This window comes from Bifidobacterium aemilianum (assembly GCF_003315635.1).
GTDB lineage: Bacteria > Actinomycetota > Actinomycetes > Actinomycetales > Bifidobacteriaceae > Bifidobacterium > Bifidobacterium aemilianum.
The window spans coordinates 89,058-102,999 of sequence record NZ_PDCG01000006.1 but is presented as its reverse complement, the minus strand read 5'-3'; the positions used below and the strand labels follow the sequence as shown (position 1 = coordinate 102,999).

Here is a 13,942-nt window from a genome sequence, read left to right as displayed (position 1 = left end):
CTAACGGATGTTCTTAAGGAAACAATCATGCCCACAGAAGCCGCTAGAGTTCGGACACGTAACAGTTCTTTCGAGCTGTTACGCATCATAGCCATGATCATGATCGTGTTCATGCACGACATTGCCAACGGAAACTTCTATACAGGCCGCAGCTTCCCTGTTGATGCGATTATCAGGATAATAAAAAACTTCGGTTCCGTGGGCGACTGTCTATTCTTCGGAATCACTGGCTGGTTCCTATGCATGGCACCTATGCCCAAATTCAAGAAATCGGCCCGCAAGGCCTGGTTGTTGGAACGGCAACTGCTTTTCTACACCTACCTGATTTACTTTGTCTTCCTGTGCTTCCAGCTGACTGGGTTCTACAGGCAGGACTCAGAACAGTTTTTCAGATATGGGGTTAAAACCATAATTCCAACGATATCGGCCATGTGGTGGTACCCTACCAGTTATATCCTTTTTCTTCTTCTCTACCCTTGGATTAATCGAGGCCTACGTGCTCTGGGACGAACATCCCACGGTAGATTGGCCTTGCTGGTATTCATTATCTGGGGTCTGATTCCATATTTTCATCTCAACCTTGGCGGATCGGTTTGGCTATTCCTCTATCTATATGTGCTCATTTCCTACTTACGTTGGTACCATGATGACCTGCTTTTATCAGCAGAACTCAGTCACTGGCTCTTTGGGATTGGCATGTCACTCATGGTAATCGGCAACATCATCGGCGCCAAATGGTTCCCCGGCAGACTGACCACCACTATGCTGGGTTCCGCACGTTTCTTTCCAACTCTCTTTGTCAGCCTAGCCATGTTGATGTGGGCATACCGCACCAGTCAAGACACGCCTAAGAGACGATCAGAATCCACAGACAGGTTCATCAATCTCGTAGCTTCATGCACCCTGGCACCATATCTGCTACTGGTCCATCCATGGATGGTACATTTCATCGAAAAGAAACTACATTTCGTTTTGGTCGGCAATCCGTGGAAAGTATTAGCCTTCCAATTCATTCTTCCCCCCATCTTCTTTACCATCGGAGTCTTCATTGACTTCGCCAGGCAGCTACTCTTCAAGCTCACGGTTGACAGACGCCCTGGACGCCTCTTTGACCGTTTATGGGCTGCTGTGCAAAGCAGCAAATACACATCAATCGTCCGGCAATTCCTCGATGGAGGCAAAGCACCTGTAAGTCGAGAGAAGCCTCCCCACACGGCTTCACAGACCGACGGTCTCTGCAATGTCAAGGAGCAAGGCTGAAACTAGCATTCCGGGCCCGCGCCTTTTTGGAAACTGTGTAGATATACGCAATTCGGAAATGGAATCTGAATGTTGGTGGAATGATGAACAGTTGGATTACTGAGGCTGTGACTACAGGATGGAGTCTTAAATGCGAACAACTAGGGCGTTGCATCAGCGAGAGTCACATGTGAAGAACCATAGCTCTTGGATATGGGCCATCGTGGGAATTCTAGGTCTGGCTACAATACTAGTAGGGATATACGCTTGGACTATGTATTCCCAAGCAAAAGTGGTCCGTAGCCATATGACTAAAGCTGCCAACAGCCTATCATCGGTGGCCTCCAGCAAAGACCTATCCTCTCTGAACAAGGCATCGCCCAAACTGTCATCTGCCCAACAAGAAGTCAACGAAGCCAAGGAAATCACAGATGGTGGTCTATGGAAATTCAGCACCCATCTACCCGCCATCGGCAACGACATTAAGACCTTATGCTCCATGGTCGATACAGTCGATTATCTCATTACCGATCCAATTCCAGCCCTCTTCGACAGTGTCAACACCATCAAGACGGCCCAGATCAGTCAGGGTAACGGGCAGCTCAACCTCACCCCAATTCTCAATGCCCAGAAATCCCTACAAGGTATCAATGACAAAGTCAAAACCACAGTCGCCGAGTACCAGGAATTCCCGCAGCCACGCTTTAGCGTGGTGAACAAGGCCTACCAACAAGGAAAAGAACAACTTACCAGAGCCTCCAAGACCATAGACACCGTGTCCAATGCCATGACCTTGCTTCCCGACTTCCTTGGATCTAACCAACCTCACACCTACGCCATTATGGCCATGACACCATCAGAATCCCGTTCCGCTGGCGGGCTGATAGGTTCTGTCGGCATAATGAATACCAATCAGGGGAAAATCAGCATCGGGGATTTCCGGTCCAACACTGAGTACATTCCTTTTGGCGCTGCCAGCACCACTGCGGATGAACAGCGTATCTTCAACGCTTCCGGACCCCTGAAGATGTCCTTCGATATTCGGGACCTGTCCGCCATGCCAGATACGAAGCGAACTGCAGAGAGTATGCAAAGCATCTGGGAGAAGACCCCATGGGGAGCCTCGAAGGCCCTTGATGGCGTTATCTTGACCGACCCCGTCTTCCTGCAGGAGCTCATCAATGCGTACGGCAATGTGACCTTACCAGATGGAAGGATCCTGACGGGGAAGAACACTGCTGAGTTTCTTCTCAATACCATATACGTAGATTACAGCCCTACAGTTCAGGATGAATACTTCGCAATGGTCGCTCAGGAATCACTGAGCCGTGTATTCTCGAACATGGATATCAACAAGCTCAACACCATGCTGAAACTTAGCAAGGAGATGTCCGAGCAGAGGCATCTATCCGCGTATATGTTCGACGACAAGCTGCAGACCGCCTTCACCAATACAGGACTTACCGCCAGTGCTCCTGACGATGAGACAAAGCCAGAGGTCGGAATCTATTTGAATGAGCAGAACTCCTCAAAAATGGACTGGTACGTGCATCGCACAGCCAAGATAAGTCCAACCAATTGCGTTCAGCACGGCGCACATACCTATCATATCGAGTACACCTTGTCCAATACCCTGACTTCCCAACAGACCTGGGAACTTCCTTCCTACATCTTAGGTTCTGTTAATTCAAACCTCCACAGAAGCTATGCCACGGAGAAAATCCTCTTCTTCCCACCGGCAGGTGGAAGTATCAGCAATATCAACACCTCCGGTAGCGTCCAGAAAGTGGACCAAGAGACTCTCAACGGCAAGCCAATTCATGTTGCTATAGCCAGTGTGGCCCCCGGCAAGTCTGTCGGCTTCTCCTTCGATGTGACTACGTCTGACAAGAGCATAGAATCTCTTTCCATCGACCAGACACCAATGGGCTGGACCGGGACTAAACCGACTGCGGACATGAGCTCCTGCCCAGCTGATGACAAATAGTAATCACCGACCGTCTCCATGCATGACGTGCGATTCCCAGCCAGCACTCTGCCCTTGTGCCGGCAGCTGCTGGCCACCAGCATCTGTTAACAAGGTGAATCCTGCTATCAGCGTATAGTGCTGGATACTTCAACTCGTAGGGAATCGTTGAGGCCTACTGTTGCTATGCAGTGAAATGTTGAGGAGCATGTATGAACAAGCGCTTTAGCCATATTTGGTTGGATAATCGAGGACCTTTCATCATGTTTATACTGCTGGCTTTGATACAGGCTGTCTTCTACCTCTTCTCTGTGGGACCGTTGACCATCCCTGACCCTGACTTGCATGCAAACACCTCCTACGCCCTGGCCACAGGGCAAATTCTTAATCTCCCTGAATCCGACCACGACCGTTATGGAAACAAGGTGAAAAACCAGTCTATCTCCGGCGACTCACGCTATCTCATGACCCAGGGGAGGAACAATGACTTCGTCTATAAGATCATTGGCAATGCCTTCACCCACGATAATCATAAGAACGATCAGAAAAGAAACGATAGGAGTTCAGGTGAATATGTCACAATACCCAATATAAAAGTCAAATCCAACCGTTCCAATCAGTACTTTCCCGTCCTCTACGTTCCCCAGGCCATAGGACTATGGTTAGCCATCCATCTGAACACCAGCCCTTACCACGCCTGGCAAGCTGCAAGAATCAGCAATTTTACTTTTTTCCTCGTCATGTTTTGTCTGTCTATAGCGCTTACCCCTAGGGACAAGTATTTTTTTGTTATCATCGGCACTTTGCCTGCCACGATCTTCTTGGCATCCAGCCTCATGTCTGACTCCTTCTTCTTAGCCGTTAGCGCCTGTTTCCTGTCCCTGGTCTTGTTTCTCGCCCAGAATGGAAAGCCTGTAGGCAAGAAAGCCTTTATCGGGTTGGTCACCCTCACAGCCCTCCTTTTCTTCTCTAAAATCGTCTATGTCGCCATGGCCATACTGGTGCTGGCCTTGCCCAACGCCATACTCAATTGGAAACGAAAGACCGCATATGTTGGGATTGCTGCAGCCTGTACCCTCCCCGTATATACCCTGTGGAGCCACTTATACGGCACTACCTGGGCGATAGCCTGCGTTGATAGCAATGCCCAAGCCCTGCTGCACAACCCAATAAAGGCCACGATCATGATCGTGTGGAACATCTTCTTCCTCTTCCAGAAAGGGCTTGGAATACCCGGTGCACTAACTATGGAGATGACCCTCCTACTTATCTTGGCCTTGCTGGTTCTATTGGCAGGCAAGCAACTACGCAGTCCCCATGGCATGACGTGGCACCAAGCAATCAGCACCAACCGCTATGCAATTCTGGCCTTCATTTCAGCACTCTTGGCCATCGGTGCCACATACGGATATGAGCTACTCATATGGAATCAACTTCCCTATATGGTGCTCACTTCCGAGATTCAAGGATTCCAGGGCAGGTATCTGCTCCCCTTGCTTCCCTTGCTCGCCTGCCTGCCACTTCAGGTCCAAAGAGAAGAAATCATGCCCCTCGCTAGACTCAAGGAAACAGGCACAGTTTCAACCCCTGCACACGATTAAAAACTTCACCCAAACCAGATAGGCCTACAACTACCTGCGTTTCTCACCCAAAAAGAATCACTTCCAACAATGTCAGTGGAAAGGTATGACATATGAATCTACGCAAACTCATGAGCAACCTTTCCACTGCTTTGATCTCCCAATGCGTCAGCCTTCTGCTCAGCATCACGACTTCGTTATTGGTACCCAAGATTCTGGGAATCGAAGAGTTCGGCTACTGGCAGCTCTTCATGTTCTACACCAGCTATGTCGGTTTCTTTCATCTGGGACTCAACGACGGCGTGTACCTCATCAACGGAGGTAAGAGCAGGTCTCAGATTGATAAGGCCAGCATTAACTCCCAGTTCACCGTAGGTATCCTGTACCAAACAATATTCGCCCTATGCTTGGTCTTATTCTCCATACTTGGCCCTTTTTCGGGGCAACGGCAATTCGTGGTCTGCAGCACATCGGCGTTTCTGCTCCTCAACAATTCAGCCATGTTCATAGGTTACATTTTCCAGGCCATGAACGAGACCAAGCTCTATTCGTATTCCGTCATCCTGGATAAGGCATCGTTCTTCATTCCACTAACCTTACTTCTGACCTTTAAAAACACTGATTTCAGACTCTACGTAGTGGCCTATGGGTGTGCCAAAACCTGTTGTCTGCTCTTCTGCTTGTGGAATTTCAAGGATTTTCTCACCTCCGGCCACAAGTGGCCTGCAGCTGCCCTTGGGGAGACCAGGAAAAGCATCGCAGTCGGAATCCGGCTGATGCTGGCCAATATCACAGGCTTCCTCATTCTTGGTGTCATCAGGTTCCTGGTCGACTTTGAATGGGGCATCAGTGAATTTGGCAAATTATCCTTTGCCATATCTCTAGTCAATTTCATCATGACAGCAGTATCCCAAGTCAGTATGGTCTTCTTTCCGGCCCTACGGCAATCTGACGAACATGAACAAACGTCCTTCTTTCAAACAATGCGTACCGTGCTCGCCCTAACGCTTCCCCTAAGCTATCTTGCCTTCTTCCCTCTGGTGGCTCTCCTGAGCCTTTGGCTACCTCAGTATCAGGCCGGTTTCAGATTCATTGCACTGCTACTACCATTGACCGTTTTCAATGGACGGATGGACCTTATTGGCACCACCTACCTAAAAGTGCTGCGCAAGGAGAACCTACTGCTGGTCATCAATACGGTCACCTTGGCATTCAGCGCTCTGGGAGCCTTGGTCGGTAGCTACTTCCACTCAATTACCTGCATGATCATCGCTTGTGTCGTTATAGTAATAGCTCGAAGTGTTTTCACAGAACATCTAGTAGCATCAAAACTCAACGTGGAGGGATCAGCCGTAGACCTGGGGCAGATTGCTCTCACTGTCATATTCTACGTCGCCATACTCCTCTGTCCATCGCTCCAGGCATTCCTCCTAATGACCTTCGCCTATGGAGGCTACCTATATATTTTCAACGAGGAGTTCAAACCGGCTTGGTCGAAAATACGCGAAGCTTTTCTTCGTTGCAGCACTAGGTCTTAGACAAGTAGCTTTATAGTATTCATAATAGATGTTGAATGAGAAAGATGAGCATGAAGAATACAGCAATAGAGCAAAAGATGGTGGATGACACCCGCTTCTACATTGATGATGCCAATATGCGTTATCTCGCCACTCTTCGCATCAAAGCATACGAACTGGGAACCATACGCTTGGGAGACATTCTCAGAGACTATGCGGATGGATTATACACCCTGGACCATACCGTGGTCTACAGGATTCTGGAAAATCCCGATAATGAAGAACTTCAGTCGGAATACCGACTGTATTGCAGCAAGAAACGCAATCAGCTTGGCACGGACGATAGGAATCTTGAAAGCCTGCTCGCCTTAGAGGCATCTTTATCGCAAATGCCTTATGACATCCATAAAGGAGCAATCGTAGTGGATCAACACCATATTATCCTGGAAGGTCAGCACCGTAGCTGTGTGCTGCTGAAACTGTATGGCCCTGATCACACTATTCCAGTAGTGAAGGTGCATAGATTTATCAGGAATCCCAGAACCCGCTTCCGGCTGCTATCCAGGAAGCCTATTGCGAAAAGCGCAATGGATGGACATGCTGAACATGAGTGAGATTAAGGTCGTATATAAAGAGCACGAAAGGCTACGATCAATCGAACGCCAATTGGGCGAACTCGTCAACAGGAGGACCATTCGAAGGAATTCCAAGGCAAGAATACTAGTCCTGTTGCATCTTTACTATGCAGAGGCATGGCCTGAGATTCGCGAGTACCTCCTCAACCTACGACCATATGATGTTGACCTGGTGGCGACCGTGACTGAGGGAAGAGTCACAGATGAGACGATAGCAGACATTGCAAGCTTTAACGGTCGGACAAACACCGTCATCACAGTTCCAAACAAAGGATTTGATTTGGGACCTTTTTTTGAGGCAGCCAGAGGAATAAACAAAGACTATGACTTGGTCTTCAAACTCCATTCCAAAGGAACCAAACGACCCTTCCAATATATATACAATCAGTGTTTCTTCCGCCGCTCCTGGTTCCTGAACCTATATGATGGCATCCTCTCACCCCGCAGGGTCCACAACATCGTCGAAGCCTTCATGGGGGAAAGACGGATAAGTTTGGCAGCCGCCGATAACCTCATCATCAAGGATCCGCTGGAAAAACAGGCCCTTCACCGCAGTATCGCCAACTCCATGGGCCTCTCGCTCAAGGCCGATTACAAATATGTGGCTGGCACTTGCTTCGCCCTTAGTATGGAACAGTTCACAGCAATCAAAAAACTGGGCTATTCAATCGACGATTTCGAGCCTACCTCGGCAACCTCAGTTGAAGATCTAGCTCATTTCCTGGAGCGCTACATATGCACTGTCAATCCCGGTAACGTTCATATGTTGGGCACCCGTACTGCAACCATTCATCGAGCCCTATGCACTCCTCTCTGCGCCATTCTCAAAGTCACCGCGCCTTTTCTCAAAGGAGTTCGGGCCCAACTCAGAGCAGGACACCGATTAGACCACAGCTCATCGGTCTAATCGGTGTCTCCAAGCCTGGAGACGAGCACTCCCCCGAAAGCGGGCGACCAACAGGTCAAACCAGTGCCCTTTTCGCCGGTCAAAGGTAATTTTGAACAGGACTTGCCGAATCATATCCAAGGCTGCACATGCAAGGAAAACCAACAAGCAGATACCTAGCGAGTAAAGTGGGGCGGCAGTGCTGGCGTAGAAGCGCCTGATATCGGCCAGCTGGGATAGCCACTGCCTCATCAGGGGGTATTCGTGAATCAAATATATACCAAAAGTCGTTGAGGCTAGGGTATTGATATAGGACGAGGTGAACTTCACACGGGCTGAGATGAGTATCATTCCAAAAGCAATCAACATAATCGGAAGCTTAAAAGGACCGTGCATCCACAGAAGATTGGCACGGTAGAAGGGGTCACCTGTCCACTTGTATAACTTGTGCATCACTATGATAGATCCCATAATGATCACCACACCCAGACCAACCGCGGCCCAACCCATTCGCGCTGACGCTTCCTTCATATACCAGCGGCAATAAGAGATCAGCACATACTCATAGATAAAACCAACGAAACTGAAGCCGTTGAAATCAAAAAGCCTGATTGGGGTAATACAAGTAGCAACACCCCATATCAGCAATAAGGACAGCACCAACAAGCCATGGCCCTGGCGACCAAGGCCATGCAACCCAGCACTGATGAGAGGGAAGAAAAGGAGGAAGACCACATAACTTGTAACGTACCACCATAGCCCTGTGGCTGTCGGGAATACGGACTTCCAGACCAAGCGAGAAGTCAGACGGGGGCTGTCATAGCACGCAAAGAACAAGGTAAGAATTAGGCTGTAGAAGAGTACTTCGCGTTCGAGTATCCATATACGTTTCCAAGAGCGCAGAATCCCTCCTCCGAAGTTCGTAGGAATTCCCTGCTTCTCGGAGCACAAGAACCAGCAGGATATGCCGAAGAAGACAGCAACTCCCACTGTTCCGGTCGACTCAAAGCAGAAATATATGAACTGGCGTTTAGAAAAGGGCATTGACGAAACCGGAAAGGTATTGTGCCCAACATGGTGATTGACTAGTATCAGAAACATAGCGATGATACGCAAAAGCTCGAAACTAGAGTTTCTTGCACTCGCTGGAGTGGAGACCGGTACCACCCTTACCAGTTCATTTTTGGGTGTGGAAGGCACCAGCAGCTCCTATCCTCAGTTTACTGAATCCATTTCTAGACTCCTACCAGCATAATATAGCGGACAACATACACGATTCGAGGATTAATCTACGGCTAGGAATTCAGTCCCAAAAGCAAGCAGGTGCTCTCAAACATGCTGCATACAACCCCAGTAGGGCTTGAATGAACTGTATGGGAATAGCCTCAGTATGCGTGCTCCTACAGACCACCTGTTAGCCTTTCTTAAGGGGGGGGGGGGAAACGATTGTTTTGACAGGAGCGAAGGTACAGCTGCATATGAGACATGTTTTCATTATTGGTTGCAAAGGCCTACCGGCTAATTACGGAGGGTTCGAGACTTTTGTTGAACAACTCACAGGGCATCGAGTCTCTCCCGACGTTCAATACCATGTAGCCTGCGCTGTGGAAAGCAAACCAAGTCAGCAGGATTTCATAAACAACAATGCTCATTGTCACCGTATTCAGTGGAGACCCTTGGGTTCCGCGCGAGCCATCTTCTATGATCTTGATGCTCTGTCCTGGGCTATAGGATATGCGCGAGATAACCATGTCAAGCAACCGATCTTCTATGTTCTGGCATGCCGTATAGGCCCTTTTATCCACCATTATCTCAAAAGGATACATAGGCTCGGAGGACTTCTCTTCGTCAATCCTGACGGACATGAGTGGAAGCGTGCCAAGTGGAATGCTCCCACCAGAAAATATTGGAAAATTTCCGAAAGACTCATGGTCAAACACGCAGACTTGCTGGTCTGCGACAGCACAACCATTGAGCAATACATACATCGGGAATACAAAGTCTACAAGCCGAAGACAATATTTATCGCTTATGGAGCTAACCTCCACGATGAAGAAACCGAACAAACACGCAAGACCCTTGAATCCTGGTTTAGCCGTCATCATGTGAGCGACCGGAACTATTACCTCATAGTCGGACGGTTTGTGCCTGAGAATAACTACGAAACCATGATCCGTGAGTTTATGGCCTCCCACACCCATAAGGACCTTGTCATCATCACCAAGGCCGAAGGAGCCTTCTTCGTAAGCCTGCAGAATACTACAGGGTTCAAGGCCGATTCCAGAATCAAGTTTGTAGGTACCGTATACGACCAATCCTTACTCCAATCCATCAGGGACCACGCCTTTGCGTATCTCCACGGTCACGAGGCCGGAGGAACAAATCCCAGTCTCCTCGAGGCCCTCGCTTCAACACAGCTCAATATGCTTCTCAATATCGGTTTCAATCGCGAAGTCGCGCAGGATGCTGCTTTATATTGGGACAAGACTATAGGGAGTCTCTCTCAACTGATTGATGCTGCTGAGTCCTATACAACCAAAGACCTCCAACGATATAATAAGGCGGCGAAAGATCGTATTCGCACAACTTACAGCTGGGATTCTATAGTGGCGAAGTACGAACACCTGTTCTTGGCTGCGGATGGGAAAGAATGCTGATTTTTCTACTGCTCGCAATTGAGGTAGCCTTACTGGTTCTTAGTTATCTCATACTCAAGCGTGATATCTTTCAACCCTTCACGGTCATGATGGCAGTCTTTGTTGTCAGCACAACCATTGCTTGTTTTAACTTCAAAAGCTGGCACATATATTTTGCCCCTAAGACCATAGTCATTATGTCTCTAGGGTTCCTGTGTGCACTGGCCGCCAATATTCTGGTCGTTCGTATTCCTGATATTGTAAGAGAGCCAATCTGCCGTCCAGTACCCAAAATTGAGGTCTCATACGTTGCCATTGCTGTTGTTGTTTGTCTTGAGCTCCTGACCCTCTACTTCTATTATCAAGACATCGTCAGAATCGCTGCCATAGATGGTTATACACCCGGTTCCAACTTGCTCTGGCACTACCGCAATGCCACGTCCTACCATGTCATAGCTTCGTTAAACCCTCTGATTGCCATACTAACCAAAATCGTGGCAGCCATCGGGTACGTTTTCACCTTCATCATCATCTGCAATGTACTCGACCGGCATACGCCAGTCTCCAAGATCTGCACTTTGTGCGTTCCTGTAGCACTATTCGCTATTCAGGTTCTCCTGGGCTCCGGAAGGCAAGAACTTCTGCGTCTTGGAAGTTTCGCCATCGTGGTTATATATATACTCATCAACAGCAGAAACGGGTGGAGAAATCAATATTCTAAGAAGTTCATCGCCGGCATCTTGGCATGCATCCCAATCGCTTTTCTGGGCTTCTACCTTGCCACCAATCTGATTGGCAGAAAGACCAGCCGGTCTTTCTTCGTATACATCTCCACCTATGCAGGGGGTTCCATACAGCATTTCAACGAATACATCATGGATCCGTCCCAAGCCAAACCCACCAGTCACTTTGGCGAGGAGACATTCCCTGGAGTTTATTCCTTGCTCTACAAACTCCATCTCACCGACTTTCACCGTCCGGTTCATCTGGAACTGAGACCTCTGGGCATTACCAAAGGCAACATCTATACTTTCTTCCGTCGCCCTTACCACGACTTCGGACTCTTTGGCATGTGCCTGATGGCCTTCCTCGTTCTGCTCGTTTTCTCATGGCTGTATGCCTCCATCAAGGTCAAAGGCGTGAACAACCATACAAATGTGGCGATCATCCGTTACGCTTACCTCTTCTACTGGATTATCCTTGCATCAATCGACCAATACTCCATTGGAATCTTCTCTGCGGGCACAGTGCTCACCCTCATATTGTTCTCCTGTGTCTACTATATGGTTGTTCAATTCCCGGCGAAACCTGACCTTGAATGGCGCTATTTCTTTGAGGAATTCACCAGTTTCACCCATCGAGTTCAGACCCAACTGAAATCGCCGGGGGAAAGCACTCAAGAGACTTGATCGAAAAGCACTCGGTAACACGACGATTAATCGGCCTTTTGATTACAATAGAGGCACAATGACGCAGTCGTAGCCGCCAGCTGTCCAAAATCACATGATTCAGGCGCATAGCTTCCAATCTATATTTTGACACCGGATGGTGTATGCTGGTCAGGTTGCATGAAGGCAAATCTGGGGAAGACTTCCGGCTGACGGATGGTGCCTTCCCAGCCACAGGCACACCATATCCCGCACAGGGAATCACACCAGCGAAGCAAAGAAAAGAAGTGGATCATGACTGGGCATCAGGTCAAGACTACCGGTAGCTGGCGGAACCTCTCCAAGGTCCTGCCAAGTGAGGAATCCTATGTCAACGGCCATCTGTCACGGCCGGCCTTCATCTCCATCGCCATCCTGACCTTCATCACCTTCGTGGGCAACTTCACCCAGCTGCAGCTGAGCGCCGCCCTACCCACCATTGTTGAGGAATTCCACATCTCGGTGACCACCGGCCAATGGCTCACCTCCATCATTCAGCTGGTCATGGGTGTCATGGTGCCACTCACCGCCTATCTGACACGGCGCTTTTCCACCAGGCAGATCGTCATCAGCTCCATGACCGTCTTCACCATAGGCTCCCTGCTGGCCTGGGTGGGGCCGACCTTCTCCCTGGTCCTGCTGGGCCGCACCCTGGAGGCCATCGGGTCGGGTGTCATGTGGCCGGTCCTGCAGATCACGGTCTTCTCCATCTTCCCCATGTCCCGCAGGGGCATGGCCATGGGCACCGTCGGCGTGGCCATGAGTGTGGCACCAGCTATAGGCCCCACCTTCGGTGGCTGGCAGACCGACGCCAACGGCTGGCGGTCCATCTTCCTCTCCCTGGCCATCGTCGGACTCCTGGCCCTGGTTCTGGCCATCTTCGGACTCCACAATTTCGTGGACAACGACAAGACCGTCAAGGCCGACTTCTTCTCGGTGGCCCTGTCCATCTTCGGGTTCGGCGGCGTGATGTTCGGCTTCACGAACATCCAGTCCTATTCCTTCACCAATCCCCTGGTCTGGCTGCCCTTGGTCATCGGCATCTGCGGCATCACCTGGTTTGTCCTGCGGCAGATAGCCAAGGCCCGCCGCTTCAAAAAAGCCGAGAGCAAACTCTGCCAGGGCATCTCAGCTGGCAAGGACCCCAACTCAGCTGAGGCCAACAAGCTCCGCCAGGTCCAGCCGCCCCTCTTGGATCTGGGTGTGCTGAAGAACCACAGCTTCACCATCGGCACCATCTGCGCCTCCCTGAGCTTCTTCGCCTTCAGTTCCGTAACGGTCATCCTCCCCCTCTTCATCCAGAACGACCGGGGCTTCGACGCCACCATGTCCGGTCTCATCATGCTGCCCGGCGCCCTGGGCCAATGTATCGCCCAGTTCATGGGCGGAAAGATGCTGGACCGCTTCGGTGCCCGCCCGGTGGCCCTGATCGGCTCCATCACCCTTTTCGCAGGGACCGTGGCCATGAGTTCCATCAATATCAACACCTGGATCTGGTGGATCTCCATCTTCCAGTTTGTCCGGCAGATTGGCATGGGCTTCGTCCTCATGCCCATCACCACTTGGTCGCTGAACTGCCTGGAGTCCAAGGCCGTCTCCGCCGGGTCAGCCGTCACCAATACGGCCAGGCAGATCGCCGGCGCCATCGGCTCCCCGGTCCTCATCGTCACCATGGAGATGACGGCAGCCGCACGCTTCCAGGCCATGGGCCCCGGTCACGCTAATGAGATTGCCTCCAACATCTTCGGTGTGCAGATGGCCCTGCATGCCTCCTCATTGATCGCCCTGATCATGGTCCTGCTGGTCATCTTCGGGGTCAAGGGGTCCGGGGCAGGATCCACCCATGACATGACCCACCGGGCCCTGGCCCGTATGCACCGGAGCATGGAGGCCAACAAGCGAATCAACGCCAGCTGGAAGAAGGTTCCCGGCAAGTAAGAACCTGCGGTGACATGCTGAAGGCTATGGGGTCTGTGCCGATTGCTTGGCACAGACCCCATAGTTATCTCCCACAGCTGCCTCCACAGGGATGCGAGCGCACCCGTCAAGTATGGAT

At 50.3% G+C, this 13,942-nt stretch carries 10 protein-coding genes; 9 read left to right on the top strand and 1 reads right to left on the bottom strand.

The features are described 5' to 3' along the window. Positions 1-27 precede the first annotated feature (27 nt). From CRD60_RS06835 to CRD60_RS06810, 6 genes are all read left to right on the top strand, one after another. Complete coding sequence (locus CRD60_RS06835) at positions 28-1,260, top strand: acyltransferase family protein (protein ID WP_113860539.1); 1,233 nt, start codon at positions 28-30, stop codon at positions 1,258-1,260. A 286-nt stretch (positions 1,261-1,546) separates the two neighbouring features. Next, complete coding sequence (locus CRD60_RS06830; protein WP_113860538.1) at positions 1,547-3,226, top strand: DUF4012 domain-containing protein; 1,680 nt, start codon at positions 1,547-1,549, stop codon at positions 3,224-3,226. A 191-nt stretch (positions 3,227-3,417) separates the two neighbouring features. Next, positions 3,418-4,806 carry a DUF2142 domain-containing protein gene (locus tag CRD60_RS06825; RefSeq protein ID WP_113860537.1) on the top strand — a complete coding sequence of 463 codons (1,389 nt, stop codon included), beginning with the start codon at positions 3,418-3,420 and terminating at the stop codon, positions 4,804-4,806. Between the two features lie 92 nt (positions 4,807-4,898). Next, positions 4,899-6,323 carry a lipopolysaccharide biosynthesis protein gene (locus CRD60_RS06820; RefSeq protein ID WP_113860536.1) on the top strand — a complete coding sequence of 475 codons (1,425 nt, stop codon included), beginning with the start codon at positions 4,899-4,901 and terminating at the stop codon, positions 6,321-6,323. A 44-nt stretch (positions 6,324-6,367) separates the two neighbouring features. Next, the gene (locus tag CRD60_RS06815) at positions 6,368-6,916 is read left to right on the top strand and encodes a hypothetical protein (protein WP_113860535.1); all 549 of its coding nucleotides are present in this window, start codon (positions 6,368-6,370) and stop codon (positions 6,914-6,916) included. Next, the gene (locus CRD60_RS06810) at positions 6,909-7,844 is read left to right on the top strand and encodes a rhamnan synthesis F family protein (RefSeq protein ID WP_161522206.1); all 936 of its coding nucleotides are present in this window, start codon (positions 6,909-6,911) and stop codon (positions 7,842-7,844) included. Before CRD60_RS06815 ends, CRD60_RS06810 begins: the two co-directional genes overlap by 8 nt. Here the strand turns inward: CRD60_RS06810 and CRD60_RS06805 are convergent. Then, entirely contained in the window at positions 7,833-9,023 is a 1,191-nt protein-coding gene (locus CRD60_RS06805) for an acyltransferase family protein (protein WP_127975663.1), read from the bottom strand. The genes CRD60_RS06810 and CRD60_RS06805 overlap by 12 nt on opposite strands. Positions 9,024-9,301: 278 nt before the next feature. On the opposite strand from CRD60_RS06805, the gene cps2T reads away from it, so the two are divergent. The 3 genes from cps2T to CRD60_RS06790 all read left to right on the top strand — a co-directional run bounded on the left by cps2T (position 9,302) and on the right by CRD60_RS06790 (position 13,824). Further along, positions 9,302-10,480, top strand: coding sequence for a beta 1-4 rhamnosyltransferase Cps2T (cps2T, locus tag CRD60_RS06800; protein ID WP_113860532.1), 1,179 nt, complete (start codon positions 9,302-9,304; stop codon positions 10,478-10,480). Next, a complete protein-coding gene (locus CRD60_RS06795; RefSeq protein WP_113860531.1) occupies positions 10,474-11,868 on the top strand; it encodes an O-antigen polymerase in 1,395 nt (464 codons plus the stop codon). The genes cps2T and CRD60_RS06795 overlap by 7 nt, the downstream gene beginning before the upstream one ends. Positions 11,869-12,141: 273 nt before the next feature. After that, positions 12,142-13,824 (top strand): MDR family MFS transporter, encoded by a 1,683-nt coding sequence (locus CRD60_RS06790; RefSeq protein ID WP_113860530.1) that lies wholly within the window; start codon positions 12,142-12,144, stop codon positions 13,822-13,824. The last annotated feature ends 118 nt before the right edge of the window (positions 13,825-13,942 follow it).